At 60.2% G+C, this 24,455-nt stretch carries 34 protein-coding genes, 1 pseudogene and 1 riboswitch; of the genes and pseudogenes, 7 read left to right on the top strand and 28 right to left on the bottom strand.

What is annotated here, in order from left to right:
• Nucleotides 1-33 precede the first annotated feature (33 nt).
• Complete coding sequence (locus M2375_RS21970) at nucleotides 34-1,056, bottom strand: ABC transporter substrate-binding protein (protein ID WP_259170399.1); 1,023 nt, start codon at nucleotides 1,054-1,056, stop codon at nucleotides 34-36.
• Between the two features lie 219 nt (nucleotides 1,057-1,275).
• Nucleotides 1,276-1,510: riboswitch (cobalamin riboswitch) on the bottom strand.
• 46 nt (nucleotides 1,511-1,556) lie between these two features.
• Here M2375_RS21970 and M2375_RS21965 point away from each other — a divergent pair.
• Nucleotides 1,557-2,087: a GNAT family N-acetyltransferase gene (locus M2375_RS21965; protein WP_259170398.1), complete on the top strand. Its 531-nt coding sequence runs from the start codon at nucleotides 1,557-1,559 to the stop codon at nucleotides 2,085-2,087.
• Between the two features lie 67 nt (nucleotides 2,088-2,154).
• Here the strand turns inward: M2375_RS21965 and M2375_RS21960 are convergent, their stop codons facing one another.
• From M2375_RS21960 to M2375_RS21920, 9 genes are all read right to left on the bottom strand, one after another.
• Complete coding sequence (locus M2375_RS21960; protein ID WP_182325889.1) at nucleotides 2,155-2,571, bottom strand: F0F1 ATP synthase subunit epsilon; 417 nt, start codon at nucleotides 2,569-2,571, stop codon at nucleotides 2,155-2,157.
• Between the two features lie 68 nt (nucleotides 2,572-2,639).
• Nucleotides 2,640-4,049, bottom strand: a complete 1,410-nt coding sequence (atpD, locus tag M2375_RS21955) for a F0F1 ATP synthase subunit beta (protein ID WP_259170397.1) — start codon at nucleotides 4,047-4,049, stop codon at nucleotides 2,640-2,642.
• Between the two features lie 34 nt (nucleotides 4,050-4,083).
• Nucleotides 4,084-4,956, bottom strand: a complete 873-nt coding sequence (gene atpG, locus M2375_RS21950; RefSeq protein ID WP_259170395.1) for a F0F1 ATP synthase subunit gamma — start codon at nucleotides 4,954-4,956, stop codon at nucleotides 4,084-4,086.
• 18 nt (nucleotides 4,957-4,974) lie between these two features.
• Nucleotides 4,975-6,534 carry a F0F1 ATP synthase subunit alpha gene (gene atpA, locus M2375_RS21945; protein ID WP_259170394.1) on the bottom strand — a complete coding sequence of 520 codons (1,560 nt, stop codon included), beginning with the start codon at nucleotides 6,532-6,534 and terminating at the stop codon, nucleotides 4,975-4,977.
• Nucleotides 6,535-6,575: 41 nt separating this feature from the next.
• On the bottom strand, nucleotides 6,576-7,124 hold the full coding sequence (locus M2375_RS21940) for a F0F1 ATP synthase subunit delta (RefSeq protein WP_259170392.1): 549 nt from the start codon (nucleotides 7,122-7,124) through the stop codon (nucleotides 6,576-6,578).
• Between the two features lie 12 nt (nucleotides 7,125-7,136).
• Entirely contained in the window at nucleotides 7,137-7,607 is a 471-nt protein-coding gene (locus M2375_RS21935) for a F0F1 ATP synthase subunit B (protein WP_182325894.1), read from the bottom strand.
• A 35-nt stretch (nucleotides 7,608-7,642) separates the two neighbouring features.
• The gene (gene atpE, locus M2375_RS21930) at nucleotides 7,643-7,891 is read right to left on the bottom strand and encodes a F0F1 ATP synthase subunit C (protein ID WP_021025615.1); all 249 of its coding nucleotides are present in this window, start codon (nucleotides 7,889-7,891) and stop codon (nucleotides 7,643-7,645) included.
• Nucleotides 7,892-7,942: 51 nt separating this feature from the next.
• On the bottom strand, nucleotides 7,943-8,806 hold the full coding sequence (atpB, locus tag M2375_RS21925) for a F0F1 ATP synthase subunit A (protein ID WP_259170390.1): 864 nt from the start codon (nucleotides 8,804-8,806) through the stop codon (nucleotides 7,943-7,945).
• A gap of 20 nt (nucleotides 8,807-8,826) precedes the next feature.
• Complete coding sequence (locus M2375_RS21920; RefSeq protein ID WP_259170389.1) at nucleotides 8,827-9,300, bottom strand: ATP synthase subunit I; 474 nt, start codon at nucleotides 9,298-9,300, stop codon at nucleotides 8,827-8,829.
• A 219-nt stretch (nucleotides 9,301-9,519) separates the two neighbouring features.
• On the opposite strand from M2375_RS21920, the gene M2375_RS21915 reads away from it, so the two are divergent.
• The 3 genes from M2375_RS21915 to lipA all read left to right on the top strand — a co-directional run bounded on the left by M2375_RS21915 (nucleotide 9,520) and on the right by lipA (nucleotide 11,714).
• Complete coding sequence (locus M2375_RS21915) at nucleotides 9,520-9,831, top strand: YbeD family protein (protein WP_259170388.1); 312 nt, start codon at nucleotides 9,520-9,522, stop codon at nucleotides 9,829-9,831.
• A 57-nt stretch (nucleotides 9,832-9,888) separates the two neighbouring features.
• A complete protein-coding gene (lipB, locus tag M2375_RS21910; RefSeq protein WP_259170387.1) occupies nucleotides 9,889-10,593 on the top strand; it encodes a lipoyl(octanoyl) transferase LipB in 705 nt (234 codons plus the stop codon).
• 140 nt (nucleotides 10,594-10,733) lie between these two features.
• On the top strand, nucleotides 10,734-11,714 hold the full coding sequence (gene lipA, locus M2375_RS21905; protein WP_259170386.1) for a lipoyl synthase: 981 nt from the start codon (nucleotides 10,734-10,736) through the stop codon (nucleotides 11,712-11,714).
• A 75-nt stretch (nucleotides 11,715-11,789) separates the two neighbouring features.
• On the opposite strand, the gene M2375_RS21900 is transcribed toward lipA, so the two are convergent.
• Nucleotides 11,790-12,380, bottom strand: coding sequence for a cysteine hydrolase family protein (locus M2375_RS21900; protein ID WP_259170385.1), 591 nt, complete (start codon nucleotides 12,378-12,380; stop codon nucleotides 11,790-11,792).
• Nucleotides 12,381-12,512: 132 nt separating this feature from the next.
• On the opposite strand from M2375_RS21900, the gene M2375_RS21895 reads away from it, so the two are divergent.
• The gene (locus M2375_RS21895) at nucleotides 12,513-13,505 is read left to right on the top strand and encodes a GlxA family transcriptional regulator (RefSeq protein WP_259170384.1); all 993 of its coding nucleotides are present in this window, start codon (nucleotides 12,513-12,515) and stop codon (nucleotides 13,503-13,505) included.
• Between the two features lie 18 nt (nucleotides 13,506-13,523).
• Here M2375_RS21895 and ptsP read toward each other — a convergent pair whose 3' ends face one another.
• The 4 genes from ptsP to M2375_RS21875 all read right to left on the bottom strand — a co-directional run bounded on the left by ptsP (nucleotide 13,524) and on the right by M2375_RS21875 (nucleotide 16,881).
• Complete coding sequence (ptsP, locus tag M2375_RS21890; RefSeq protein WP_259170383.1) at nucleotides 13,524-15,284, bottom strand: phosphoenolpyruvate--protein phosphotransferase; 1,761 nt, start codon at nucleotides 15,282-15,284, stop codon at nucleotides 13,524-13,526.
• Nucleotides 15,285-15,510: 226 nt separating this feature from the next.
• A complete protein-coding gene (locus M2375_RS21885; protein WP_259170381.1) occupies nucleotides 15,511-15,780 on the bottom strand; it encodes an HPr family phosphocarrier protein in 270 nt (89 codons plus the stop codon).
• On the bottom strand, nucleotides 15,749-16,198 hold the full coding sequence (locus tag M2375_RS21880; protein ID WP_259170380.1) for a PTS sugar transporter subunit IIA: 450 nt from the start codon (nucleotides 16,196-16,198) through the stop codon (nucleotides 15,749-15,751). The genes M2375_RS21885 and M2375_RS21880 overlap by 32 nt, the downstream gene beginning before the upstream one ends.
• Before the next feature lie 137 nt (nucleotides 16,199-16,335).
• A complete protein-coding gene (locus tag M2375_RS21875; RefSeq protein ID WP_259170379.1) occupies nucleotides 16,336-16,881 on the bottom strand; it encodes a hypothetical protein in 546 nt (181 codons plus the stop codon).
• 137 nt (nucleotides 16,882-17,018) lie between these two features.
• On the opposite strand from M2375_RS21875, the gene M2375_RS21870 reads away from it, so the two are divergent.
• Both M2375_RS21870 and M2375_RS21865 read left to right on the top strand, forming a co-directional pair.
• Nucleotides 17,019-17,531 (top strand): TlpA disulfide reductase family protein, encoded by a 513-nt coding sequence (locus M2375_RS21870; RefSeq protein ID WP_259170377.1) that lies wholly within the window; start codon nucleotides 17,019-17,021, stop codon nucleotides 17,529-17,531.
• 114 nt (nucleotides 17,532-17,645) lie between these two features.
• Complete coding sequence (locus M2375_RS21865; RefSeq protein ID WP_259170376.1) at nucleotides 17,646-18,140, top strand: GNAT family N-acetyltransferase; 495 nt, start codon at nucleotides 17,646-17,648, stop codon at nucleotides 18,138-18,140.
• A 140-nt stretch (nucleotides 18,141-18,280) separates the two neighbouring features.
• Here the strand turns inward: M2375_RS21865 and M2375_RS21860 are convergent, their stop codons facing one another.
• The 13 genes and pseudogenes from M2375_RS21860 to M2375_RS21800 all read right to left on the bottom strand — a co-directional run.
• On the bottom strand, nucleotides 18,281-18,787 hold the full coding sequence (locus M2375_RS21860; RefSeq protein ID WP_259170375.1) for a peroxiredoxin: 507 nt from the start codon (nucleotides 18,785-18,787) through the stop codon (nucleotides 18,281-18,283).
• Between the two features lie 128 nt (nucleotides 18,788-18,915).
• Nucleotides 18,916-19,185: a 30S ribosomal protein S17 gene (rpsQ, locus tag M2375_RS21855; RefSeq protein ID WP_259170374.1), complete on the bottom strand. Its 270-nt coding sequence runs from the start codon at nucleotides 19,183-19,185 to the stop codon at nucleotides 18,916-18,918.
• Nucleotides 19,186-19,196: 11 nt separating this feature from the next.
• Nucleotides 19,197-19,394 (bottom strand): 50S ribosomal protein L29, encoded by a 198-nt coding sequence (rpmC, locus tag M2375_RS21850; RefSeq protein WP_021025600.1) that lies wholly within the window; start codon nucleotides 19,392-19,394, stop codon nucleotides 19,197-19,199.
• A gap of 17 nt (nucleotides 19,395-19,411) precedes the next feature.
• Entirely contained in the window at nucleotides 19,412-19,828 is a 417-nt protein-coding gene (rplP, locus tag M2375_RS21845) for a 50S ribosomal protein L16 (RefSeq protein WP_021025599.1), read from the bottom strand.
• 2 nt (nucleotides 19,829-19,830) lie between these two features.
• Nucleotides 19,831-20,694 carry a 30S ribosomal protein S3 gene (gene rpsC / locus M2375_RS21840; protein WP_182325910.1) on the bottom strand — a complete coding sequence of 288 codons (864 nt, stop codon included), beginning with the start codon at nucleotides 20,692-20,694 and terminating at the stop codon, nucleotides 19,831-19,833.
• 16 nt (nucleotides 20,695-20,710) lie between these two features.
• Nucleotides 20,711-21,043 carry a 50S ribosomal protein L22 gene (rplV, locus tag M2375_RS21835; protein ID WP_259170373.1) on the bottom strand — a complete coding sequence of 111 codons (333 nt, stop codon included), beginning with the start codon at nucleotides 21,041-21,043 and terminating at the stop codon, nucleotides 20,711-20,713.
• Between the two features lie 10 nt (nucleotides 21,044-21,053).
• Entirely contained in the window at nucleotides 21,054-21,329 is a 276-nt protein-coding gene (rpsS, locus tag M2375_RS21830; RefSeq protein WP_027010580.1) for a 30S ribosomal protein S19, read from the bottom strand.
• 10 nt (nucleotides 21,330-21,339) lie between these two features.
• Nucleotides 21,340-22,164 (bottom strand): 50S ribosomal protein L2, encoded by an 825-nt coding sequence (gene rplB / locus M2375_RS21825; protein ID WP_021025595.1) that lies wholly within the window; start codon nucleotides 22,162-22,164, stop codon nucleotides 21,340-21,342.
• 2 nt (nucleotides 22,165-22,166) lie between these two features.
• Nucleotides 22,167-22,502, bottom strand: coding sequence for a 50S ribosomal protein L23 (rplW, locus tag M2375_RS21820; RefSeq protein WP_259170372.1), 336 nt, complete (start codon nucleotides 22,500-22,502; stop codon nucleotides 22,167-22,169).
• Nucleotides 22,499-23,119 carry a 50S ribosomal protein L4 gene (gene rplD / locus M2375_RS21815; RefSeq protein ID WP_259170371.1) on the bottom strand — a complete coding sequence of 207 codons (621 nt, stop codon included), beginning with the start codon at nucleotides 23,117-23,119 and terminating at the stop codon, nucleotides 22,499-22,501. The genes rplW and rplD overlap by 4 nt, the downstream gene beginning before the upstream one ends.
• Nucleotides 23,119-23,790, bottom strand: a complete 672-nt coding sequence (gene rplC, locus M2375_RS21810; RefSeq protein WP_259170370.1) for a 50S ribosomal protein L3 — start codon at nucleotides 23,788-23,790, stop codon at nucleotides 23,119-23,121. Before rplC ends, rplD begins: the two co-directional genes overlap by 1 nt.
• A 233-nt stretch (nucleotides 23,791-24,023) precedes the next feature.
• A complete protein-coding gene (gene rpsJ / locus M2375_RS21805; protein WP_021025591.1) occupies nucleotides 24,024-24,335 on the bottom strand; it encodes a 30S ribosomal protein S10 in 312 nt (103 codons plus the stop codon).
• A gap of 25 nt (nucleotides 24,336-24,360) precedes the next feature.
• Nucleotides 24,361-24,455: pseudogene (locus tag M2375_RS21800) on the bottom strand (elongation factor Tu); the annotation flags it as partial.

The raw sequence follows: 24,455 nt of genomic DNA, 5'->3' as shown, positions 1-24,455 counted from the left end.
CCAGGCTTTGCATCCGCAAGCGCGCCACCGGCATCAACGGGAGGCCGGCTGGGGGAGCTTCCGCACCGCATCGCTGATTTGCTCCATTCCATCCACCAGACGGATCGAGCCTTGCAGCGCATCGGCATCGACGATGACAATGCGGTTGTGCTTGACGGCATCCATGTGCTGGGTGACGGGGTCCTTCTTCAGGAACTCCAGCTTTTTCTGGTAGTCATCGGCAGGAAAACGGCGGCGGTCCATGCGGGCAATGACCAGGACCGAGGGGTTGGCCTTGGCAATCGTCTCCCAGCCCACGGTGGGCCACTCTTCGGACGAGTCGACAATATTGCGCAGGCCCAGCGTTTGCAGCATGTAGCCGGCCACGCCGTTCTTGCCGGCCATATACGGGTCGATGGCCAGGTCGGCGCTGGAGAACCACAGCGCCGCCGTCAGATGGGGCTGCTGGGCGGCCTTGACCTTGGCGACGGCCTTGGCCTGGCGCTCACGCAGGTCTTGGACCAGGCGTTCGCCCTGGGGCTGCACATCCAAGAGCTGCGCCAGTTGTGTGATGCTCTTGTAGAGCGCTTGCACATCGTAGGCAGCGATGCGCGTGCCGTCGGCGCCCTTGAGGTTGTTCTTGCCTTCGCAATCAGAGGGCATGGCATAGGTGGCAATGCCCAGGTCATGGAACTGCTCGCGCGTGCCGACCACACCATCCTTGCCCACCATCCACTCGAACTGCGACACCACCAGCGCCGGGCGCTTGCCGATCACCGACTCAAAGCTGGGGTCGTTGTCCGCCAGGCGCGGCACCTTGTCGTTGATGGCCTTGAACTGCGGCAGCACCGTGTTGAACCACAGCGAGGTACCGACCAGCTTGTCGCCCTGACCCAGCGCATACAGCATCTCGGTGCCGGCCTGGCCGATGGTGACGACCGAGGCGGGCGCCTGCTTTAAGGACACCGCGTAGCCGCAGTTTTGCAGCTGCATCGGATAAGGGGCAGCCCAGGCGGACAGGGAAGTGAATACGCAGGCGGCCAACAGGGAGGGCAGCGCAAAACGGCGAACAGACATCGGAATCGTCTCTCCAGGTAGAGGCAAGGCATGCTGGCCGTGCGAGCCGATCCGGTGCGGGGCGCCGCCCAGTTGATTCAGGGCAGTCTTGCGCAGACGAGACGCTGCTCACCGCCCGGACACCCCGCCGGTCATGATCAAAAACATGCGCGCATCCGCCAAAGCCGGGCCTGCATGGCAGGCCTGCTCCAGGGGAGCCAACCGGCGGCGCCGGCCAGCTGTTGAACGCATGGCTTTGGCAGGTTTCCTGACTGGCCGGTCAACGCAGGCCATCGCCTTCCCAAACCGAAAGGTTCAGTGGCAGATGGATGGCATGCTCGCGGCCTACAGTTGCGGGGGCAGTTCCGTTGAAGGGCGCTGGCTTTTGGCAGTTGGCTGGCCCTGCTGGATTCCCTCATGCAGTGGCCATGTGCCGGCCGCATGTTCTGGCGAAACCAAAGTGGCTGTAATGTAGCCGATTTCTGTGGCCTGCATGCTAAGCTCGCCTGCGCATGCCTGCCATGAACCACGCTCCAGACCCGTCCCCTCCATTCCATATCGTGCGCATCGATGCGCTTGCGCAGATCGCCGATTTTTTGCAGGCAGCGCGCCAAGCGATGTTGGGCGACCGGGTCGCAACCAGCGCACCGCAGGCGGATCTGCGCGACTTCGCCGCGGTCTATGCCTCGCCCGGCGGCTGCATGCTGGCCGCCCGTGACAGCAGCGCTGCGGTGGTGGGCAGCATTGCCTACCGGCCCTATGACGGGCGCTTTGCGCACTTGGACGTTCCTAGCGCCGACACGGTGGAGGTCGTGCGGCTTTTTATTGCACCAGCCTGGCGCAGGCGGGGGCTGGCGGGAGAGCTGTTTGCCCATCTGAAGCAGCATGCGCTGCAGCAAGGCGTGCAGCGGATGTACCTGCACACCCACCCTTTTTTGCCCGGCGCCCTGGGCTTTTGGCAGCAGCAGGGCTTTGTCGTGCTGCACCAGGATGCCGACCCGCTGTGGCAAACCATCCATATGCAGATGGCCAGCCTATCGCCCCAAGGCTGACCCCACTCGCGCACAAAAAAGCCACCGCATGCGGTGGCTTTTCAGGGGTAGTCGCGCAGACAGCGGATCAGCGCTTCTTGCGGTATTTTTGCAGGGCTGCAATCTGGGCTGCCATGACGGACAGCTCGGATTGGGCCTTGGCCAGGTCAAGCTCGCCCTTGGCGTTCTTGAGGGCTTCTTCCGCCTTTTGCTTGGCTTCAACCGCCTTTTGCTCGTCCAGGTCCTTGCCGCGCACAGCGGTGTCGGACAGCACGGTCACGCAGTCGGGTTGCACTTCGAGAATGCCACCAGCCACGAAGATGAATTCTTCGCTGCCGTCGGCCTTCTCAATGCGCACCGAACCCGGCTTGATACGGGTGATCAACGGCGTGTGGCGGGCGTAGATACCGAGTTCGCCCATTTCACCAGGCAAAGCCACAAAACGGGCTTCACCGGAGAAGATGGATTCTTCAGCACTGACCACATCAACGTGGAAGGTGTTCATCTTTGATCCTCAGAGTGAAAAAAAAACAAGTCCGCTGGGATGGGCTGCATGACTGCAGCCCGACCCAGTTAGGCTTGGATCTTCTTCGCCTTCTCGATGGCTTCGTCGATCGTGCCAACCATGTAGAAGGCTTGCTCGGGCAGGTGGTCGCACTCGCCGTTGACGATCATCTTGAAGCCGCGGATGGTTTCCGACAGCGGCACGTACTTGCCTGGAGCGCCCGTGAACACTTCAGCAACGTGGAACGGCTGCGACAGGAAACGCTGGATGCGGCGAGCGCGGGCCACGACGAGCTTGTCTTCGGGAGCCAACTCGTCCATACCCAGAATCGCAATAATGTCGCGCAGTTCGGTGTAGCGCTGCAGCGTACCCTGCACTTGGCGGGCTACGGCGTAGTGCTCTTCACCCACCACTTGGGGGTCCAGCTGGCGGCTGGTCGACGACAGCGGATCGACCGCAGGGTAGATACCCAGCGAGGCGATGTCACGCGACAGGGCCACGGTGGAATCCAAGTGGGCGAAGGTCGTTGCTGGCGATGGATCGGTGTAATCGTCCGCTGGCACGTAAACGGCCTGGATCGAGGTGATCGAACCCACCTTGGTCGAGGTGATACGCTCTTGCAGACGGCCCATTTCTTCGGCCAGCGTAGGCTGGTAGCCCACCGCCGAAGGCATACGACCCAGCAGTGCGGACACTTCGGTACCGGCCAGCGTGTAGCGGTAGATGTTGTCCACGAAGAACAGCACGTCCTTGCCTTCGTCACGGAAGGCTTCGGCCATGGTCAGACCGGTCAGCGCAACGCGCAGACGGTTGCCCGGTGGCTCGTTCATCTGGCCGTACACCATGGCAACCTTGGAGTCGTTGAGCGACTCCTGGTTCACCACACCGGCGTCCGACATTTCGTGGTAGAAGTCGTTACCTTCACGGGTACGCTCACCCACACCAGCAAACACGGACAAGCCGCTGTGTGCCTTGGCGATGTTGTTGATGAGCTCCATCATGTTCACGGTCTTGCCCACACCGGCACCACCGAACAGACCCACCTTGCCGCCCTTGGCGAACGGGCACACCAAGTCAATCACCTTGATGCCGGTTTCCAGCAGCTCTTGCGCAGGTGCCAGCTCGTCATAAGCGGGCGCCTTGCGGTGGATAGATGCGGTCAGCGTCTGGTCCACAGGACCGCGCTCGTCGATGGGGTTACCCAGCACGTCCATGATGCGGCCGAGCGTTGCCTTGCCCACGGGCACGGTGATCGCCTTGCCGGTGTTGGTGACCATCAGGCCACGCTTGAGACCGTCGGACGAACCCAGCGCAATGGTACGCACCACGCCGTCACCCAGCTGCTGCTGCACTTCCAGCGTCAAGGCAGTGCCTTCGAGCTTCAGTGCGTCATACACGCTAGGCACGCTGCCGTGGGGGAACTCAACGTCCACCACCGCACCGATACATTGAACAATCTTGCCTTGTACTTGAGCCATTTGTTGCTCCAATATTGATTTCAGTCGAGCTGTATTACACAGCCGCGGCGCCTGCGACGATTTCCGACAACTCGGTCGTAATCGCAGCCTGACGCGTCTTGTTGTAGATCAGCTTCAACTCGTTGATGACGTTGCCCGCGTTATCGGTAGCGGCCTTCATGGCCACCATGCGTGCAGACTGCTCGGAAGCCATGTTGTCTGCAACGGCTGAATAGATCAGCGATTCCACATAACGCACGAGCAGCTCGTCGATCACACTTTGCGCATCGGGCTCGTAGATATAGTCCCAGCCGTGGGATGCAGCCGGTGCCGTACCCTGGATCGCATCTTGCGACAGGGGCAGCAACTGCTCCACAACCGAGTCCTGCTTCATCGTATTGATGAACTTGGTGTAGCACAAATAGACCGCGCTCAACTTGCCCTCAGCGTACTGATCGAGCAAGACCTTGGCCGGGCCGATCAGCGCATCGAGATGCGGCGTATCGCCCAAAGCAGTAGCGTTGGCCACCACCTTGACACCCACGCGCGTCAGAAAGCCCAGGCCCTTGCTGCCAATGGCGACGGCTTCCGTGCTGACACCCGCAGATTGCAGTTCCTTGAGCTTGTTCGTCACGGCACGCAGCACATTGGTGTTCATGCCGCCGCACAGGCCCTTGTCAGTCGTCACCACGATCACGCCCACCTTCTTGACGTCATTCGACACCATGAAGGGGTGAACATATTCGGGGTTTGCCTGGCTCAGGTGAGCTGCAATTGCGCGAATCTTTTCGCTGTATGGACGGGCTGCCTGCATCCGCTCCTGCGCCTTGCGCATTTTGGATGCGGCAACCATCTCCATGGCTTTGGTGATCTTCTTGGTGTTTTCCACCGATTTGATCTTGCCGCGTATTTCCTTGCCTGCTGCCATGATGACTCCTCGCCCGGCTTAAGCGAAGGACTTCTTGAATGCAGTGATGGCTGCAGTCAGTTCAGCTTCGTCCTTGCCTTCCTTGTCGAAAGCCTTCTTCTCGTTCAGACGTTCCACCAAGGCGCCGTAGCTGGTCTTGAGGAATTGGTGCAGACCCGATTCAAAGGACAAAACCTTCTTGACTTCGATGTCGTCCATGAAACCCTTGTTCACGGCAAACAGCGACGAAGCCATCAAGGCGACTGGCAGTGGGCTGTACTGGGCTTGCTTGAGCAGCTCAGTCACACGGGCACCACGGTCCAGTTGCTTGCGGGTTGCATCGTCCAAGTCAGAGGCGAACTGCGCGAACGCAGCCAGCTCGCGGTACTGTGCCAAGTCGGTACGGATACCGCCGGACAGGCCCTTGATCAGCTTGGTCTGTGCAGAACCACCCACGCGGGACACCGAGATACCGGCGTTGATAGCGGGACGGATACCGGCGTTGAACAGGCTGGTTTCCAGGAAGATCTGGCCGTCGGTGATCGAGATCACGTTGGTAGGCACGAAGGCCGACACGTCACCGGCTTGGGTTTCGATGATCGGCAGTGCCGTCAGCGAACCCGTCTTGCCCTTGACTTCACCCTTGGTGAAGGCTTCCACGTAGTCAGCGTTCACGCGAGCTGCGCGCTCAAGCAGACGGCTGTGGAGATAGAACACGTCGCCGGGGAATGCTTCGCGGCCTGGTGGGCGGCGCAGCAGCAGCGAGACCTGGCGGTAAGCCACGGCTTGCTTGGACAGGTCGTCATACACGATCAGGGCGTCTTCGCCACGGTCGCGGAAGTACTCACCCATCGTGCAACCCGAGTAGGCCGACACGTATTGCATCGCTGCAGATTCAGAAGCGGTCGCTGCCACCACGATGGTGTATTCCATCGCGCCGGCTTGTTCCAGCGCGCGCACCACGTTCTTGACCGACGAGGCCTTCTGACCAATGGCCACGTACACGCAGGTAACGCCTTGGCCCTTTTGGTTGATGATGGCGTCGATGGCCACAGCGGTCTTGCCGGTCTGGCGGTCACCGATGATCAGCTCGCGCTGGCCACGGCCCACGGGCACCATAGCGTCGATGGACTTGATACCGGATTGCAGAGGCTGGTCCACGGATTGACGTGCGATCACACCAGGAGCGACCTTTTCGATCACGTCGGTCATCTTGGCGTTGATCGGGCCCTTGCCGTCGATAGGCTGACCCAGTGCATTGACCACGCGGCCAATCAGTTCTGGGCCCACGGGCACTTCCAGAATACGGCCGGTGCACTTGACGATGTCGCCTTCCGAGATATGGGTGTATTCACCCAAGATCACGGCGCCCACCGAGTCGCGCTCCAGGTTCAGAGCCAGACCGTAAGAAGCTTGGCCGTCAGCGCCTGCTGGAAACTCCAGCATTTCGCCCGCCATCACATCGGACAGTCCGTGCACGCGCACGATACCGTCGGTCACCGACACAACCGTACCTTGGTTACGGATATCGGAATTGTCTGACAGACCCTCAATGCGGCTCTTAATCAGTTCAGAAATTTCTGCGGGATTGAGTTGCATTACTCACTCCTTTTCATGGTTTAGCCGAATCCTCGATCTGCTTACGCAGTGAGGGTTGCTTTCATTTGTTCCAGACGGGCTTTGACGGAGGTGTCGAGCACCTCGTCGCCGACCACAACGCGCACGCCGCCAATCAGCGACTCGTCCACGGTGGTGCTCAGATTCAGTTGGCGGCCAAAGCGTTTTTCCAGCACGGAGCCCAGCGCATTCAATGCGGCGTCATCCATGGGGAAGGCGCTGACCACCAGCGCATCGGACGAGCCGTTGCCGCTGTTGACCAGTGCGCGAAATTGCTTGGCCACTTCAGGCAGCGCTTCCAGACGACGGTTTTGCACCATCGTGCGCAGGAAGTTGCGCGCCAGGTCTGACAAGGCCCAACCGCGTGCCAGCGTCACACCGGCCATCACATCGATCACCTGTTCGTTGGTGATGTTGGGATTGTCGGCCAGTTGGCGCATTTCCGGATCGGCGGCAATCGCCGCCAGTTCGTCCGTCCAAGACAGGGCATCGTTCAGGCCAACACTCTTTTCAGTGCAGGCCTTGAACAAGGCTTCAGCGTAAGGACGGGCAATGGTGGCGAGTTCTGCCATTTCGTTGCTTCCTTACAGCTCAGTCTTCAGGCGATTGAGCAAATCACTGTGAACCGCAGGATTGACTTCCTTGCGGAGAATCTGCTCGGCACCCTTGACCGCCAAAGCAGCAACTTGCTCGCGCAGCGTTTCGCGCGCTTGGATCACTTGCTGCTCGGCATCTGCACGAGCGGCGGCAATGATCTTGTTGCCTTCTTCGGTAGCACGGGCCTTGGCCTCTTCTACGATTGCTTGGGCACGACGGTCTGCGTCCGCGATCCGCGACGCTGTCTCATTGCGGGTTGCGGAAAGTTCTTCCTCAACGCGCTTGTTCACAGCTGTCAACTCGGACTTTGCCTTATCGGCAGCAGCAAGACCATCGGCGATTTTCTTTGCTCGCTCATCCAACGCCTTGGCAATAGGTGGCCACACGAATTTCATCGTGAAGAGCACCAGAATCAAGAAGACAATGGCCTGAACGAACAGGGTCGCGTTAATACTCACGGCAACACCTTTCTATCTGCGGCGTTGATCGGAGCTTAGGCCAGTTGGAATGGGTTGGCGAAAGCGAACAGCAGAGCGATAGCAACACCGATCAGGAATGCAGCATCGATCAGACCAGCCAAGATGAACATCTTGGTTTGCAGTTCGTTGATCAGCTCAGGCTGACGTGCCGACGATTCCAGGAACTTGCCGCCCATCAGAGCAATACCGATCGAAGCGCCGATAGCACCCAGACCAACAATCAAACCACAAGCCAGAGCGACGAGACCGAGAACGTTTTCCATGATGACTCCTGAGAAAAAAAGAAAGGTTAAGAGAAAAAGGAAAGGAAACAGTTAGTGAGCTTCATGTGCTTGGCCGAGGTAAATCAGCGTCAGCATCATGAAAATGAAGGCTTGCAGAGTAATCACCAAAATATGGAAGATCGCCCAGATCGTGCCTGCAATGATGTGCCCCACAGGGAGCAACGCACCAGAGAGCGACATAGCCGCTGCGCCACCCATCAGGGCAATCAGCATGAACACCAACTCACCAGCGTACATGTTGCCGAACAGTCGCATACCGTGCGATACCGTCTTGGCAACGTATTCAATAATCTGCATCAGCAGATTGACAATGCCGAGGATCACGGCAAAGACAGGATTCTTGCTGGTACCGAACGGTGCAGACACCAGTTCGTGCGCCCAGCCGCCCAGACCCTTGATCTTGACGCTGTAGTACAGGCACAGGATCAGCACGGCCGTCGACAGACCCAGGGTGGTCGACAAGTCAGCGGTAGGCACCACACGCAGATAAGCGTGGTGGTCACCGGTGGCGCCTTGCCACAGCACGGGCAGCAGATCCACTGGCAGCATGTCCATCGCGTTCATCATGAAAATCCAGACGAAAACGGTGAGCGCCAGGGGGGCAATAAATTTGCGCGATTGGGCGTTGTGGATATTGGCCTTGGCCTGGTTATCCACCATCTCGACCAGCATCTCGACCGCTGCCTGGAAACGACCAGGAACGCCGGATGTGGCATTACGGGCTGCCAGCCACATCACGAAGATGCCCAGCAGGCCCAAGATCACGCTCACGGAGATCGAGTCAAGGTTGACCACCGAGAAATCGATGATCGACTTTTGCTTGATATTCTGAAGATGCTGCAAGTGGTGAACGATGTATTCACTTGCAGTGGGTGCATTCGCTTCTGCGGCCATCGGACAACTCTTCTTCTCAATTACAAAATTTTTGCAGATCTGGTCAGCCGCCAAAGCGCCAGCCAGTACGTCTTCATCACTACAACCAGACCCAACACCAGAGCCAACCAGTTGAGTCCCGGCACTACCAGGGGCGCCAGCAGTAGCAGCACCACGGTCAGCACCAATTTTGCGATCTCCAAACCAAAGAACCGGACCATGGCAAGATTCTCTTGCCCTGCCCCCAGATGCAGCCGCAATCCACGTGCAAAAAAGGCAGCAGGAATGACCACCGCCGCCGCACCGTATGCCACCGACCACATCCACCCGGCCCGTTGCGTCACCAGACCCACCAATACCGTGAGCACCACCCCGACGACCAACTGCCACTTCACCACACGCACCACCGATACCGGCGGGTGACGTTGGCGCCACTCAGCTGCTTCTTGTGCAGTCAGGGGCTTGAAGTCCGATTCTTCGGCCACATGTTCTTCTTCTGGAGCATTTGTTGTCATAGTGATGGCTCCCGGGCAGAACAACCTAGCCAAAGCCTGCGATTATAAGGATAAACCCGTTGCAATCGGGAAGCGTTTTGTTGCGCGTCTGTTTTTTTGCAGCACAGCGGCACCTGTTCGTCCGCTTTTGGTGTCAGCCCCATCCGACAAATTCCACAACAGGAAGATGGCTTATGGACTGATACCACACCACTTCACAGCTTCTGTTTTAATAGCAAAATGACCACCCCTACCCCTTCTGCTGACACTGGCGACACCAGCACAGATCCCCGCAAAGATTCGCTGATTGAATACCCCTCAGACTTTCCGATTAAGGTGATGGGGCTCAACCAAGAAGGCTTTGTGCATGCGGTCACCGCCATTGCCAAGGAACATGACCCCTTCTTTGACGCCAGCTCGGTCGAGCTGCGCCCTAGCAGTGGCGACAAGTACCTGGGCGTCACCATCACCGTGACAGCGACCAGCCGCGAGCAGCTGGACAACCTTTACCGGGCGCTGACCTCCAACCCCCTGGTCAAGGTCGTACTGTAAGCGCCCCTTGTTGTCACCTTTGTGAACCCTGCCGGCTTTCCCTGCCGGCTATTTGCCATGCAAACCCGCTTTCTTGGCCAGGCCGATTACGCGCCCACGCTGCAAGCCATGCAGCAATTCACCGCGCAGCGCACGCCGCAAACGCCCGACGAGCTCTGGCTTTGTGAGCATGCGGCCACTTTCACCCAAGGGGTCGCCGGCCTGCCCAGCCATCTGTTGCAAACAGGCGACATCCCCGTGGTGCAGACCAACCGGGGCGGCCAGGTGACCTACCACGGCCCCGGACAAGTGGTCGCTTACCCCCTTATCGATCTGCAGCGCGCGGGTTACTTCGTCAAGGAATTTGTGTTCCGCATCGAAGAGGCCGTGATCCGCACCCTGGCAGCCTTTGGCGTGACCGGCCACCGCGTGGCGGGTGCCCCTGGCATCTATGTGCGCCTGGACGATCCCTTCTCCCACACCATGCTGGCCCAGCGCCCCCAACTGCGCGCGCCCGGCAGCAGCGCGCCGGCGCCCGTGTTCGATGGCCTGGGCAAGATTGCCGCGCTGGGCATCAAGATCAGCCGCCACTGCAGCTACCACGGCGTGGCGCTGAATGTAAAGATGGACCTGGAACCCTACCACCGCATCAACCCTTGCGGTTATGCCGGGCTGCAAACCGTCGATCTTTCTACAATCGGGGTTAACGCCGACTGGGAGGACGTGGCCAAGACCTTGGCCCGCGAGCTTTCCTCCCGTTTGGCGACCGCCGGTTCTGCATAAGCTGGTGCCGCAGCGCACGCCCCGTTCCCCACGCAGGGCGGCGCAGCAGCCTGGGCCCGTCTTTGCTCAGAGCCTACGGTCACACCGGTTTTGTGTGCGCCTGTCGCACAAGACGCGGTGAAACAACTAAAGTGAGCACCATGAGCACCAATGAAGTCGTGCGCGAAGCACAGTCCGCCGCTACCTACAACCCGCTGGCCAAGCAAAAGGCTGCGGCCAAGCTGGCGCGCATTCCGGTCAAAGTCCAACAAGCCGAGGTGCTGAAAAAGCCCGATTGGATTCGCGTCAAGGCTGGCAGCCCAACAACCCGCTTCTACGAGATCAAGGACATCCTGCGCCAGAACAATCTGCACACCGTGTGTGAAGAGGCCAGCTGCCCCAATATCGGCGAATGCTTTGGCAAGGGCACGGCCACCTTCATGATCATGGGCGACAAGTGCACGCGCCGCTGCCCGTTCTGCGACGTGGGCCATGGCCGCCCCGACCCGCTGGATATGGACGAGCCGCTGAACCTGGCGCGTACCATTGCCGCCTTGCGCCTGAAGTACGTGGTGATCACCAGCGTGGACCGCGACGACCTGCGTGACGGTGGCTCGGGCCACTTTGTCGAGTGCATCAAGAACATCCGCGAGCTCTCTCCCACCACGCAGATCGAAATCCTGGTGCCCGACTTCCGGGGCCGCGATGACCGCGCGTTGGAGATCCTCAAAGCCGCGCCGCCCGATGTGATGAACCACAACCTGGAAACCGCGCCGCGCCTGTACAAAGAGGCCCGTCCCGGTTCCGACTACCAGTTCAGCCTGAACCTGCTCAAGAAGTTCAAGGACCTGCACCCCAGCGTGCCGACCAAGAGCGGCATCATGGTCGGCCTAGGCGAGACGGATGAGGAAATCCTGCAGGTGATGCGCGACATGCGCGCCCACAACATCGACATGCTGACGATTGGCCAGTACCTGGCGCCGTCGAACAGCCATCTGCCGGTGCGCCGCTATGTGCACCCCGACACCTTCAAGATGTTTGAGGAAGAGGCTTACAAGATGGGCTTCAGCCACGCCGCCGTGGGCGCCATGGTGCGCTCCAGCTACCATGCGGACGAGCAGGCACACGCTGCCGGCGTTTAAACCACTAAACGGCTGCTGAACAAAGAGGCTGCACCCCGGCAACAGGGTGCAGCCTCTTTGGTTTGCGGGCTGGTATTAACCCAGCTCGGCGGCGCTGCCAACCACCACCGCGTACAGGTCACCAATGGTAGCCATCGCGCTTTGGTGCAGCTGCTGGGCCGAGACCGCACCTGCGGCTGATTGCAACGGGCGGGTGGCGCAGGCATTGGCCACCACGGTGACGCGGTTGCCGCGCAAGAAAGCACCTTCGGCAGTGAAGGTGACGCACATATGGCTCATGAAGCCGATGATCACCACCTGCTCGTTGCCGGCGGCGTCCACTTCCTGGGCCAAGGTGGTGTTGAAGAAGGAATTGGGCGCGGTCTTGACCACCACCGGCTCACCCGCCAGCGGTGCCACGCTGGCGTGGATCTGGCCGATCTCGGCGCGGATGTCATAAGGCGAGCCCGCGCCACCATCGTGCTGCACATGGATCACCTTGGCGCCGGCGGCCCGGGCCTGGGCCAGCAGCCTTGCGGCGGCATCCAGGGCGGCCTGCCAGCCCTGCAGCTCCATGACGCCACGGGAATAGGTGTTCTGGTAGTCCACCAAAATGAGGGTCGATTGCGCCAGGACCGCAGGCTTGGCGTCCAGGTTGTTGAGTTCGCGTAAAGTGCTGGTATGCATGGTTTGGGCCTTGTGTTCTGTGGGCGATGCCACCCAAGCGGGTGACGACATGGACGCATCTTAGGCACAGCCTCCGCTGTCGGCAATGCCGTCTTTGCCGCAGAAACCGACACCCTCCCTATGAAAGCCTGCATGCCGCACCCCGACCGCCTGATCGTGATCCTGCTGTTTGACCGGGTTGATTTGCTCGACGTTACCGGCCCGCCCGAGGTGTTTGCGCTGCTGCAGCGCGAGATGGAAGAGCCCTGTGGCTACCGGGTGCTGCTGGCGGCCGAGTCGCTGGAGCCGGTGACCACGGCCGCAGGCGTGCGCGTGCTGCCCGACATCCGCCTGGACAGCCTGCAGCACCAGCCCATCGATACCTTGATCGTGCCCGGCTCGGTCACCGTGGATGCCAAGGGCCGCGCGCATGCCCTGGCCGATCCCGCCGTCGTGCAATGGGTGCTGTCACTGGCCGACCAGTCCCGGCGCGTGGCATCGGTCTGTGTGGGGGCGCATATCCTGGCCGCTGCCGGTTTGCTCGACGGCAAGGAGGCCACCACGCACTGGTCCACTGCCGCGCAACTGGCCCAGGACCATCCCAACATACGGGTCGATGCAGACCGCATCTACATCCAGCAAGGGCGCATCTGGACCGGCGCCGGCCTCACCACCTGCCTGGATCTGGCGCTGGCCCTGGTGGCGGACGATTTTGGCAACCCCCTGGCGATGCGTGTGGCACGCCAACTGGTGATGTTCTTGAAACGCACCGGCGGCCAAAGCCAGTTCAGCGTGATGCTGGAGCCGCTGTCCAGCACGCGCCGCATCGAGAACCTGCGCCAGTACATCGCCCAGCACCTGGGCGAGCCGCTGTCCATGCCCGACTTGGCCGAGCAAATGCATGTCAGCGAGCGGCAACTGGCCCGCGTCTTCAAGACCGAGCTGGGCACCACGCCGGCGGCTTACCTGGAGGCCGCGCGGGTAGAGGCGGCACGCCAGCAATTGGAGGCCACCGATGCCTCGCTGGAGCGGGTCGCACAGACCTGCGGCTTCAACACCACCGATACCCTGCACCGCGCCTTTCGCCGCCAGCTGGGCACCACGCCAGGCCAGTACCGCAACCGTTTTCGCGCGCCCACAGAATGAGGCGGGGCCGAGCGGCCTTTAACTCTCCAGCACTCCAGCCGGATCTTCCGACGCAATCACCTGCTGGGCCCAGCCTGCCAGGCGGCGCGTGTCGGCACGCAGCACCTCCTGCTTGATCGCCAGGATCTGCGCAGGCTGCATGGAAAAACTGCGCAAACCCAGACCCAGCAGCAGCCGGGTCATGGCGGTATCGCCGGCCATTTCGCCGCAGACACAGACATCCTTGCCCGCCGCCGTGGCGGCCTGAATCACCTCGGCCACCAGGCGCAGCACGGCCGGATGGAAAGGGTCATACAGTTGCGAGACGGCCTCGTCAGCCCGGTCAATGGCCAAGGTGTACTGGATCAGGTCGTTGGTGCCGATCGACAGAAAATCAAAGTACTTCAAAAAGGTGCGGACGGTGAGCGCGGCCGCCGGTATCTCGATCATCGCGCCCATCTTGACCAGGCCCTGGGGCACATTGCGGTCGCGCAGCTCCTGTGAGGCCTGCTCGACCAGCGCCAGGGTCTGCTTGATCTCACTGACATGGGCCAGCATCGGAAACAGCAGCTGCACGGGCCCGTGCACTGCCGCCCGCAAAATGGCGCGCAGCTGGATGCGGAACATGTCCGGGTCCGCCAGGCTGAAGCGGATGGCGCGCAGGCCCAGTGCGGGATTGAGGTAGTAGTCCTTGGGCTGGGCCTTGTCCAGCGGCTTGTCGGCACCGATATCCAAGGTGCGGATGGTCACCGGCATGCCCTGCATGCCCGCCAGCGCCTCGCGGTACGCACGGTACTGCTCTTCTTCGCCCGGCACTTTTCCGCCCCGGCCCATGAACAAAAACTCGGTGCGGAACAGGCCCACGCCCACGGCCCCGGCCTTGACGGCTGCCGGACCATCGCCGGGCAGCTCGATATTGGCCAACAGCTCGATGCGCTCGCCATCGATGGTGATCGACGGCGTATCCCGCAGCCGCGACAGCCGCTCGCGCTCCAGGCGCATCTGGCGCTGCTTGAAACGGTATTCCTCCAGCAATATCGGCGAGGGATCCACAATCACCTCGCCGGCATCACCATCGATGATCACCAAGTCATCGGCCCGGATCAGCTGGCTGGCGGTGCGCGCGCCCACGACGGCAGGAATATCCATGCTGCGCGCCACAATGGCCGTGTGGCTGGTCCTGCCACCCACGGCCGTCACAAAACCGGCAAACACGCTTTGCTTGAACTGCAGCATGTCGGCAGGGGACAGGTCGTTGGCGATCAAGACCATGGGCGCGTCGCGCTCATCGACGACCCAGTCGTGCTGGCCCTCCTGCACCGCCAGCGGCGGGCTGACCGGTGCCGCCACCGGGCTGGAGACGCCGCGCATATGGCGCAGCACCCGCTCCACCACTTGCTGCAGGTCCCCTTTGCGCTCGCGCAGGTACTCGTCATCCATCTCATCGAACTGGCGGCAGAGCAGCTCCAGCTGCGCTGTCAGCGCCCATTCGGCGTTGTAGAGGCGCTCGCTGATCAGCTGGCGCACACCCGACGAGAGCATGTCGTCTTGCACCAGCATCAGGTGCACATCCAGCAGCGGCTCCAGCTCCTGCGGGGCATCTGCGCCAAGCTCACCGCGCAAGCGCTGCAGCTCCTCAATCACGGCCAGACGGCCGCTGCGCACCCGCTCTATCTCGCGCGCCACCTGGTCGGGCTCGATCAGGTAATGGGTGACTTCCAGGTGGCTGGAGGCAGCCATGACTGCCCGGCCAATGGCGATCCCCCGGGCCACTGCAATTCCATGGATGGCAAATGTCATGCGGAACTTCCTCGTCGATGGCGCGTTCTGCGCCAACCTGGTTTATACGCTTGTCTCAGAGGGCTGCACAAGCACAGGGGCCTGCGAAAGGCCCTGGCCTGCGTCTAGGTCGCCAGGTGTGCTGCGCCGCACGGCAGGCTGCTGCCCTCACCGCGACCGCGATAGCGATAGCGCTAGGTCGCTACGGCCAGCCGCACACCCGCGGCGCGGTGCACGCTATCGGCGCTTATTCGCCTTCGCCAAACTTGTCGTTGACCAGGGCCAGCAAAGCCTCCATGGCCTGCTGTTCGTCGGCGCCATCGGTCTCAATGGTCACCTCGGTGCCGATGCCGGCAGCCAGCATCATCACGCCCATGATGCTTTTGGCGTTGACGCGGCGCTCGCCCCGTGTGATCCAGACCTCGCAGCCAAAGCTGCCGGCAAGCTTGGTGAGTTTGGCAGACGCGCGGGCGTGCAGGCCCAGTTTATTGCTGATGGTGACTGCGGTCTTGATCATGTGCTCGGGTATTTTGGTTCTGTGGCGTGTTCTGCGTCACCTGCATGATGCCCTGGCTGCCACCGGCGATGGCCCGCGCCACGAGGCTGTCCAACTCCTCATTGCGGTAGCACAGCGCACGCAGCAGCATCGGCAGATTGACACCGGTGACCAGCCGCGTCGATGCACGGCGCTTGGCCAACTCCTGCGCAATATTATGCGGGGTGGCGCCGAACACATCGCTGAGCACCAGCACCGGTCCGCTGTGGCTGTGGTCGAGCATGGCCTGGGCCTCTTGCAGGCAGGCGACCGGATCGGCACTGGCAGCCACATCCAGCGCCATCAGGTGCTCCCCGCTGTCGGGAAACACATGCGCGGCGCATTGCACCAGGGCCTGGGCCAGGGGTGCATGGGCGATCAACAATATCCGGTTGCTCATCAATACAAGAGGTGGTGTTTAACGGAGGCTCGGTGAGGCCGCAATCCCGGCCCACCTGCACCCTTTGCCAGTGTAGCGATTTTGCGGCAGCGCAACATTGGTAGTGTTGCTTAGCCAGGTGGCGCGCAAGTCTCCCCTCATCGCAGCTCCAGGCCCTGCACAAAGCCCTGCAGCGCGGCAGCCGCTACAGGCTTGCCGGGCGACAATACCATGGCCTGGTAGACACGCAGCTGCGGACCCTCGGTCCGCGCAAACCAGCGCGCATCAGCGTACATCGCCTGCCCCTGGCCATTTTTCCCCTGCCATTGCAGCTGCCGCGCCTGCGGCAGCTCCAGGGTGCCGGGCCAGACAAAGGCTTGACCGGGCAGCGGCTGCCAGGCATCGGGCATCTGCAGCTGCTGGTGCAAGGCCTTCTGCCAGTCGGTCATGATGGCTGCGGCATCCTGGGGCTGCCCCACGGCCACATGGGCCACGGCATAGGTCGCGCCATCGGCCTCGCAGCCCACCATCGATACGGACAGCTGCTGTGTCCCCCAGGGCAGCTTTCGCACCGCCCGGTCCGGTTTGCAGGGCAGCATCAGCTCCAGCGGTGCATCGTCCAAGGCCACGGCTCGCCAGTTCAGCGCCGGGCTACAAGCCCCCAGCAGGGCAGCGGTCAGGATCAGGCAGCGGGCCATCGTCATCCGGGCATTATGGGTGCTGCGCTGCGATGGTCAAGCAGCGCAGGCAGGTATGCCCCGCCGCCTGACCAGCGCTGGACAGCCTGGTCGCATAATGGCCGGGTTGCCGAACTTTTCGCAGCGCTTTGACTCCGAGCCCCATGCCCAAAAAATCTGCCACCACCGTCTTCACCGCCATCGCCATTGCTGCGGCCCTGGGCGTGGGTGCCTATGTGTACCAAGGCAGCGGGCAAACAGCAGCCCCCGAGAGCCAATTTGTGCTGCTCAACGGCAGCACCCAAACCACCGCCGACATGAAGGGCAAGGTCACCCTGGTGAACTTCTGGGCCACCAGCTGCACCACCTGTGTGGCAGAGATGCCCGAGATCATCAAGACCTACGACAAGTACAAGGACCGGGGCTACGACACCATGGCCGTGGCCATGCACTACGACCCGCCCAGCTATGTCGTCAACTTTGCCGAGTCCCGCAAGCTGCCGTTCAAGGTCGCGATCGACAACACCGGCAAGATCGCCAAGGACTGGGGCGATATCCAGCTCACGCCCACCACCTTCATCGTCAACAAGCAGGGCCAGGTGGTCAAACGCTATGTGGGCGCACCCAACTTTGACGAGCTGCACAAGCTGATCGACAAGCTGCTGGCCGAGACCTGAGCCAGCACTGCGCCATGATCCCCGTCAAAACCGTCCTCCAGGGGCGGTTTTTCTTGGGGGGCTCGCCTGCATGTGGGCGCTACACTGCGCATTCCTTTACTAAGCGCATTCGCTGTGGACCGACCTGAGATAACGTTTCTGCATCCCACCACGCCGGAGGAATTCGCGGTGACCCGTGAGATTTTTCTGGAGTACGCCCAGTCACTGGACATTGACCTGGGCTTTCAGGGATTTGAGGAAGAACTGGCTGAGTTGCCAGGTGAGTACGCCTCGCCCCGGGGCGATTTGGTACTGGCTTTGGTGGAGGGCTCGGTGGCCGGCTGCTGCGCGCTGCGCCCCATGGACGATGTGGACTACAGCAATGCCTGTGAGATGAAGCGCCTCTACGTGCGCAAGGCCTTCCGGGGCTTTGGCCTGGGCCGGCAGCTGGTGGACTACACCATGTCCAGCGCCATCCGCTTGGGGTACGACTGCATCTTGCTCGACACCCTGGACAGCATGGAGTCAGCCCGCGCGTTGTATGCCGATTTTGGCTTTGAAGAGATTCCGCCTTACTACCACAACCCGGTATCCGGCACGCACTACCTCAAGGCAGACGTGCATCCCTGAGCGCTGGCACCTTCATCCAGAAAAAAAGCACGCCTAGGCGTGCTTTGGTGTTTTTGGTGGTTGGCGCATTGGTGCATTAACGCGTTCGCCCATTGGCCTGCCCGGGTGGGGCAGATTCAGACGCAGCGCCTACCAGCGGCTTAGCCCTTGGCTTGGGCCAGGATCGTGTCCGCATCGCTGACCGTGAACTGGCCAGGGGCTTCCACGTTCAGTTGCACCACCTTGCCATCCTTGACCAGCATGGAGTAGCGGTTGCTGCGCAGGCCCAGGCCCTTGCCGTTCAGGTCCAGGGTCAGGCCGGTGGCCTTGGCAAAGGCGGCATCACCGTCGCCAATCATGCGTACCTTGCCGTCGGTGTGCTGGTCCTTGCCCCAAGCGCCCATCACAAAGGCGTCGTTGACGGACAGGCACCAGATCTCATCCACACCCGCAGCCTTGAAGGCTTCTGCCTTTTCCACGTAGCCAGGCAGGTGCTTGGCCGAGCAGGTCGGCGTGAAAGCGCCGGGCACTGCAAACAGCGCAATGGTCTTGCCAGCCGCTTCCTTGCTCACATCAAAGGCATTGGGGCCCAGGCTGCAACCATTGCCTTCCACAGCCACAAACTCGCTCAGGGTTGCTGCGGGAAGCGAATCGCCAACTTTGATCATGGTGTACTCCTTGTAAATTGCCAATCTGGCAGTGAGCCCGCTGGCCAGATGGCCAAAACGGGCATAAAAAAACGACCCACAGATTGTGGGCCGTTTTTCAAGTTACGTTGGTGCAAGTCGCAAAAGACTTAAACCAAAGCAGCCTTTTGCACCAAGCGGGTAGCAACCCAGTTCTTGGTCTTGGAGAGCGGACGGCTCTCGGTGATCTCGATGGTATCGCCCGTGTTGTACTCGCCATTTTCATCATGGGCGTGGTACTTGCTGGACTTGATCATGATCTTGTCGTAGATCGGGTGCTTCACGCGACGTTCTACCAGAACGGTCACGGTCTTTTCACGCTTATCGCTGACCACCTTGCCAATCAAGGTGCGCTTGAGGGATTTTTTAGCTTCCGTCATGTCGGCTCCTATTACTTGGCGGCTTGCTTTTCAGCAAGAATGGTCTTGGCACGTGCCACATCGCGGCGGGTAGCCTTGATGGTGGCGGTGTTACCCAGTTGTTGCGTTGCCTTTTGCATGCGCAGACCAAAGTGAGCCTTTTGCAAGGACTTGATCTCGGCTTCCAGGCCAGCAACGTCTTTTTGGCGCAGTTCAGCAGCTTTCGTCATATCGATTTCTCCTGAATTTAAGCGCCAAGCTGACGGGTGACGAACGTGGTGCGCAGCGGCAGCTTGGCGGCAGCCAGGCGGAACGCTTCACGGGCCAGTTCTTCGGGCACGCCAACGATTTCGAACACCATCTTACCGGGCTGAATTTCAGCCACGTAGTACTCTGGGTTACCCTTGCCGTTACCCATACGGACTTCAGCAGGCTTGGTCGAAATTGGCTTATCAGGGAACACGCGGATCCAGATACGGCCACCACGCTTCACGTGACGGGAGATTGCACGACGTGCAGCCTCGATCTGGCGGGCCGTCAAGCGGCCACGGTCCGTGCATTTCAGGCCGAAATCACCGAACGCTACCGTGTTACCACGGGTTGCGATACCAGTGTTGCGACCCTTTTGCTCCTTGCGGTATTTGCGGCGAGCAGGTTGCAGCATAGTTATTCTCCTTTACCGTCCGCTGCTGTAGCGGGCGCGTCAGTCTTGCGAACGCGCTTAACGGAATCAGCACCAGCGCCGGCGGGCTTGTCGCTACCGTCTGCAGGAGCCGTGTTACCACCAGCGGGGCGACGAGGGCCACGCGATGGACGATCGCCATTGCGGTTGTCACGACGAGGACCACGTGGACGACGCTCATCATCAGGACGTGGCGTTTCTGCGGCTGGCAGATCGTTACGACCCAGAGTGTCACCCTTGTAGACCCACACCTTCACGCCGATCACACCATAGGTGGTCTTGGCTTCGGAGGTGCCGTAGTCGATATCGGCGCGCAGGGTGTGAAGTGGCACACGACCTTCGCGGTACCACTCGGTACGTGCGATTTCGATACCGTTCAAACGACCCGACGACATGATCTTGATACCTTGAGCGCCCAGACGCATCGCGTTCTGCATCGCACGCTTCATGGCGCGACGGAACTGGATACGCTTTTCGAGCTGCTGGGTGATCGAGTCAGCGATCAGCTTGGCATCGATTTCAGGCTTGCGCACTTCTTCGATGTTCACAGCCACTGGCACGCCCAGACGAGCAGCGAGTTCCTTCTTCAAGGCCTCGATGTCTTCGCCCTTCTTGCCGATCACCACACCAGGACGAGCCGAGTAAATGGTGATACGGGCGTTCTTGGCAGGACGCTCGATCAGAACGCGTGCCACGGCAGCGTTCTTCAGCTTCTCTTTGAGGTACTCACGAACCTTGATGTCTTCGGCAAGCATGCCGGCGAAATCACGGTTGCTTGCGTACCAGCGGCTAGACCAGTTACGGCTGACCGCCAGACGGAAGCCGGTAGGATGGATTTTTTGTCCCATGTTCTTCCTTTAGGCCTCAGTTACCCACGGTCACATAAATGTGGCAGGTAGGCTTGCTGATGCGGTTGCCGCGGCCCTTGGCGCGAGCGGTAAAACGCTTGAGCGTGGTGCCTTGCTCGACGAAGATGGTCGTGACCTTCAGTTCGTCGATATCAGCGCCGTCGTTGTGCTCAGCGTTGGCGATAGCGGACTCCAGAACCTTCTTGAGGATCACAGCAGCTTTTTTCTGCGTGAACTCGAGAATGTTCAGAGCTTGGTCAACCTTCTTGCCGCGAATCAGATCCGCAACCAGACGGCCTTTGTCAACCGACAGGCGAACGCCGCGGAGGACTGCACGTGTTTCAGACATGGTCTACTCCTTATCGTTTCGCTTTTTTATCAGCGGGGTGACCCTTGAAGGTGCGCGTCAGGGCGAATTCGCCGAGCTTGTGGCCCACCATCTGGTCGGTTACATACACAGGTACGTGTTGCTTGCCGTTGTGCACAGCAATGGTCAGACCGATGAAATCGGGCAGAACCATGGAGCGACGCGACCAAGTCTTCACTGGTTTCTTGTCCTTGGTGGCAATGGCCTTTTCGACCTTCGCCAGCAAATGATGGTCAACAAACGGACCCTTTTTAAGAGAACGAGTCATTTGCTACCCCTTACTTCTTACGGCGCGACACGATCATTGTCTGTGTGCGCTTGTTGTTACGGGTACGGTAGCCCTTCGTCAGATTGCCCCATGGGTCAACTGCGTGACGGCCTTCACCGGTCTTGCCTTCACCACCACCGTGTGGGTGGTCGACAGGATTCATTACCACACCGCGAACGGTAGGACGAATACCCATCCAACGCTTGACACCGGCCTTGCCCAATTGGCGCAGGCTGTGTTCTTCGTTGGCGACTTCACCAATGGTTGCACGGCATTCGATATGGATCTTGCGAACTTCGCCCGAACGCATACGCACTTGGGCGTAAACGCCTTCGCGAGCCAGCAAGGTAGCCGAGGTACCGGCAGAGCGGGCGATTTGTGCGCCAGCGCCGATCTTCAGCTCGATGCAGTGAATGGTCGAACCCACAGGGATGTTGCGGATCGGCAGGGTGTTACCCACGCGGATCGGTGCTTCAGAGCCACTGATGATGGTTGCGCCCACTTCCAGGTTACGCGGAGCGATCACATAACGACGCTCGCCGTCTGCATAGCACACCAGAGCGATGTGAGCGGTACGGTTTGGATCGTATTCAATACGCTCAACCTTGGCGGGGATACCGTCCTTGGTGCGCTTGAAGTCCACCACGCGGTAGTGGTGCTTGTGACCACCGCCCTTGTGACGGGTAGTAATGTGACCGTTGTTGTTGCGGCCAGCCTTTTGGAACTGAGGCTCCAGCAGAGGAGCGAAGCCTTCGCCCTTGTGCAGATGGCCACGGGTCACCTTCACCACATGGCGTTGGCCGGGCGAAGTTGGTTTGAGCTTAATAACAGCCATGATTACGCAGCCTCCCCAGAGAGGTTCAGCTCTTGACCTGGCTTGAGCAGCACATAAGCCTTGCGAATGTTGTCGCGGCGGCCGATGGTCTTGCCAAAGCGCTTGGTCTTGCCCTTGGTGTTCACCACAGACACAGCCTTCACTTCGACCTTGAACAGCAGCTCAACAGCGGCCTTGATCTCGGGCTTGGTGGCGTTCTGCAGCACCTTGAATGTCACAGCGTTGGACTTTTCAGCAACCAGCGTGGCCTTTTCGGACACGATAGGAGCAACCAGCACTTGCATCAGACGACCTTCGTCGAACTTGCGTTCGGCGGGAGTAGGGTTCACACGGCTCATGCGAACATCTCCTTGAGTTTGTCGAGAGCGCCCTTGGTAACGAGCACTTTCTTGAATTGCACCAGCGACACTGGATCAGCGTAACGTGGTTCAACCACGAACACATTCTTCAGATTGCGCGAAGCGAGGTACAGGTTTTCGTCCACTTCGTCGGCGATCACCATCACCGAGTCCAGGTTCATGGACTTGAACTTGTCAGCCAGTACCTTGGTCTTGGGCGAATCAACCGTCAGCGAATCAACCACAGCCAGGCGACCTTCACGGGCCAGCTGCGAGAAGATGGATGCCATACCGGCACGGTACATCTTCTTGTTGATCTTCTGCGTGAAGTTTTCATCAGGCAGATTCGGGAAGATGCGACCACCGCCACGCCACAGAGGCGAGGAGGTCATACCAGCACGTGCGCGACCCGTACCCTTTTGTTTAAAAGGCTTGGCGGTCGAGTGACGGACTTGTTCACGGTCTTTTTGAGCGCGTGTGCCTTGACGGCCGTTGGCGCGGTAAGCAACGATGATCTGGTGAATCAGGTCTTCATTGAAATCGCGACCAAACACGGTCTCAGGAGCGTCCACTTGGGACGCTGCCTTACCTTGTTCGTTCAGGAGTTCGAGCTTCATTAGTTCGCTCCTTTAGCAGCTGCCTTGACAGCAGGACGCACGGTCACGAAGCCATTCTTCGAACCGGGGATTGCGCCCTTGATCAGCAGCAGTTGACGGGCTTCGTCGATACGAACCACGTCGAGATTCTGGGTAGTCACGGTCTCATCGCCCATGTGACCAGTCATGCGCTTGCCGGGGAACACGCGACCTGGGTCTTGTGCCATACCGATCGAGCCGGGAACGTTGTGCGAACGGCTGTTACCGTGCGACGCGCGTTGCGACTTGAAGTTGTGACGCTTGATGGTACCGGCGTAGCCCTTACCGATCGAGGTACCTTGCACGTCGACCTTTTGGCCCACTGCGAAGATCTCGGTCACTGGCAGGGATGCACCTGCGGCGTACTTGCCGGCGGTGTCAGCTGCAACGCGGAATTCCTGGGTGATTTCACCAGCTTCCACGCCTGCTTTGGCCAGGTGGCCAGCGGCTGGCTTGGTCACGCGCGAAGCGCGGCGTTGACCAAAGGTGACCTGCAGGGCCACGTAGCCGTCGTTCTCTTGGGTTTTAACCTGGGTCACGCGGTTGTTAGACACATCCACCACGGTGACAGGCACTGCATCGCCGTCATCCGTGAACAGGCGCATCATGCCTACCTTACGGCCCAGCAACCCGAGGGAGTTGCTTTGACTCATTTGTTGCTCCAAAACTCTCGCCACCGAAACTGCAATTGGCTCGGTGTTGCCCCTGGGTTTGACGCCATCGGCACGAAAGAAGGTTAATAAAAACTTCGCCCCATACCACCAAAATGCCAGGCAAATTGGATATATGGATCACGAAGCCATAAATTCTAACGCGAACTTCCCAAATAGGCAAGTTCGCGTCAGAAAGGGCTAGCAACCACACCGGAAGGTGTGGCTTTCAGGCCTTATTGCAGTTTGATTTCGACGTCCACGCCGGCAGCCAGGTCCAGCTTCATCAGCGCGTCAACGGTCTTGTCGGTAGGGTCGACAATGTCCATCAGGCGTTGGTGGGTGCGGATTTCCAGCTGGTCACGCGAGGTCTTGTTCACGTGGGGCGAACGCAGAATGTCGAAACGCTTCATGCGGGTCGGCAGTGGCACGGGGCCCTTGACGATCGCGCCGGTGCGCTTGGCGGTTTCAACGATTTCGGCAGCAGACTGGTCGATCAACTTGTAATCGAAAGCCTTCAGGCGGATGCGGATTTTTTGCTTGGACATGGTTAATTCCCAGTTGTTCTAAGAATTAAGCAATGATCTTGGCAACCACGCCAGCGCCCACGGTACGGCCGCCTTCGCGAATAGCGAAACGCAGACCTTCTTCCATAGCGATGGGGTTGA

This window comes from Comamonas sp. BIGb0152 (assembly GCF_024809975.1).
Lineage (GTDB): Bacteria > Pseudomonadota > Gammaproteobacteria > Burkholderiales > Burkholderiaceae_C > Comamonas.
This window is presented reverse-complemented; position numbering and strand designations above follow the sequence as displayed.

What these genes read in the sequence shown, in the direction of transcription:
- M2375_RS21970 (WP_259170399.1), bottom strand. Translation starts at nt 1,056, where the DNA reads ATGTCTGTTCGCCGTTTTGCGCTGCCCTCCCTGTTGGCCGCCTGCGTA.
- M2375_RS21965 (WP_259170398.1), top strand. Translation starts at nt 1,557, where the DNA reads ATGAACCACGCTCCAGACCCGTCCCCTCCATTCCATATCGTGCGCATC.
- M2375_RS21960 (WP_182325889.1), bottom strand. Translation starts at nt 2,571, where the DNA reads ATGAACACCTTCCACGTTGATGTGGTCAGTGCTGAAGAATCCATCTTC.
- atpD (WP_259170397.1), bottom strand. Translation starts at nt 4,049, where the DNA reads ATGGCTCAAGTACAAGGCAAGATTGTTCAATGTATCGGTGCGGTGGTG.
- atpG (WP_259170395.1), bottom strand. Translation starts at nt 4,956, where the DNA reads ATGGCAGCAGGCAAGGAAATACGCGGCAAGATCAAATCGGTGGAAAAC.
- atpA (WP_259170394.1), bottom strand. Translation starts at nt 6,534, where the DNA reads ATGCAACTCAATCCCGCAGAAATTTCTGAACTGATTAAGAGCCGCATT.
- M2375_RS21940 (WP_259170392.1), bottom strand. Translation starts at nt 7,124, where the DNA reads ATGGCAGAACTCGCCACCATTGCCCGTCCTTACGCTGAAGCCTTGTTC.
- atpE (WP_021025615.1), bottom strand. Translation starts at nt 7,891, where the DNA reads ATGGAAAACGTTCTCGGTCTCGTCGCTCTGGCTTGTGGTTTGATTGTT.
- atpB (WP_259170390.1), bottom strand. Translation starts at nt 8,806, where the DNA reads ATGGCCGCAGAAGCGAATGCACCCACTGCAAGTGAATACATCGTTCAC.
- M2375_RS21920 (WP_259170389.1), bottom strand. Translation starts at nt 9,300, where the DNA reads ATGACAACAAATGCTCCAGAAGAAGAACATGTGGCCGAAGAATCGGAC.
- M2375_RS21915 (WP_259170388.1), top strand. Translation starts at nt 9,520, where the DNA reads ATGACCACCCCTACCCCTTCTGCTGACACTGGCGACACCAGCACAGAT.
- lipB (WP_259170387.1), top strand. Translation starts at nt 9,889, where the DNA reads ATGCAAACCCGCTTTCTTGGCCAGGCCGATTACGCGCCCACGCTGCAA.
- lipA (WP_259170386.1), top strand. Translation starts at nt 10,734, where the DNA reads ATGAGCACCAATGAAGTCGTGCGCGAAGCACAGTCCGCCGCTACCTAC.
- M2375_RS21900 (WP_259170385.1), bottom strand. Translation starts at nt 12,380, where the DNA reads ATGCATACCAGCACTTTACGCGAACTCAACAACCTGGACGCCAAGCCT.
- M2375_RS21895 (WP_259170384.1), top strand. Translation starts at nt 12,513, where the DNA reads ATGCCGCACCCCGACCGCCTGATCGTGATCCTGCTGTTTGACCGGGTT.
- ptsP (WP_259170383.1), bottom strand. Translation starts at nt 15,284, where the DNA reads ATGACATTTGCCATCCATGGAATTGCAGTGGCCCGGGGGATCGCCATT.
- M2375_RS21885 (WP_259170381.1), bottom strand. Translation starts at nt 15,780, where the DNA reads ATGATCAAGACCGCAGTCACCATCAGCAATAAACTGGGCCTGCACGCC.
- M2375_RS21880 (WP_259170380.1), bottom strand. Translation starts at nt 16,198, where the DNA reads ATGAGCAACCGGATATTGTTGATCGCCCATGCACCCCTGGCCCAGGCC.
- M2375_RS21875 (WP_259170379.1), bottom strand. Translation starts at nt 16,881, where the DNA reads ATGACGATGGCCCGCTGCCTGATCCTGACCGCTGCCCTGCTGGGGGCT.
- M2375_RS21870 (WP_259170377.1), top strand. Translation starts at nt 17,019, where the DNA reads ATGCCCAAAAAATCTGCCACCACCGTCTTCACCGCCATCGCCATTGCT.
- M2375_RS21860 (WP_259170375.1), bottom strand. Translation starts at nt 18,787, where the DNA reads ATGATCAAAGTTGGCGATTCGCTTCCCGCAGCAACCCTGAGCGAGTTT.
- rpsQ (WP_259170374.1), bottom strand. Translation starts at nt 19,185, where the DNA reads ATGACGGAAGCTAAAAAATCCCTCAAGCGCACCTTGATTGGCAAGGTG.
- rpmC (WP_021025600.1), bottom strand. Translation starts at nt 19,394, where the DNA reads ATGACGAAAGCTGCTGAACTGCGCCAAAAAGACGTTGCTGGCCTGGAA.
- rplP (WP_021025599.1), bottom strand. Translation starts at nt 19,828, where the DNA reads ATGCTGCAACCTGCTCGCCGCAAATACCGCAAGGAGCAAAAGGGTCGC.
- rpsC (WP_182325910.1), bottom strand. Translation starts at nt 20,694, where the DNA reads ATGGGACAAAAAATCCATCCTACCGGCTTCCGTCTGGCGGTCAGCCGT.
- rplV (WP_259170373.1), bottom strand. Translation starts at nt 21,043, where the DNA reads ATGTCTGAAACACGTGCAGTCCTCCGCGGCGTTCGCCTGTCGGTTGAC.
- rpsS (WP_027010580.1), bottom strand. Translation starts at nt 21,329, where the DNA reads ATGACTCGTTCTCTTAAAAAGGGTCCGTTTGTTGACCATCATTTGCTG.
- rplB (WP_021025595.1), bottom strand. Translation starts at nt 22,164, where the DNA reads ATGGCTGTTATTAAGCTCAAACCAACTTCGCCCGGCCAACGCCATGTG.
- rplW (WP_259170372.1), bottom strand. Translation starts at nt 22,502, where the DNA reads ATGAGCCGTGTGAACCCTACTCCCGCCGAACGCAAGTTCGACGAAGGT.
- rplD (WP_259170371.1), bottom strand. Translation starts at nt 23,119, where the DNA reads ATGAAGCTCGAACTCCTGAACGAACAAGGTAAGGCAGCGTCCCAAGTG.
- rplC (WP_259170370.1), bottom strand. Translation starts at nt 23,790, where the DNA reads ATGAGTCAAAGCAACTCCCTCGGGTTGCTGGGCCGTAAGGTAGGCATG.
- rpsJ (WP_021025591.1), bottom strand. Translation starts at nt 24,335, where the DNA reads ATGTCCAAGCAAAAAATCCGCATCCGCCTGAAGGCTTTCGATTACAAG.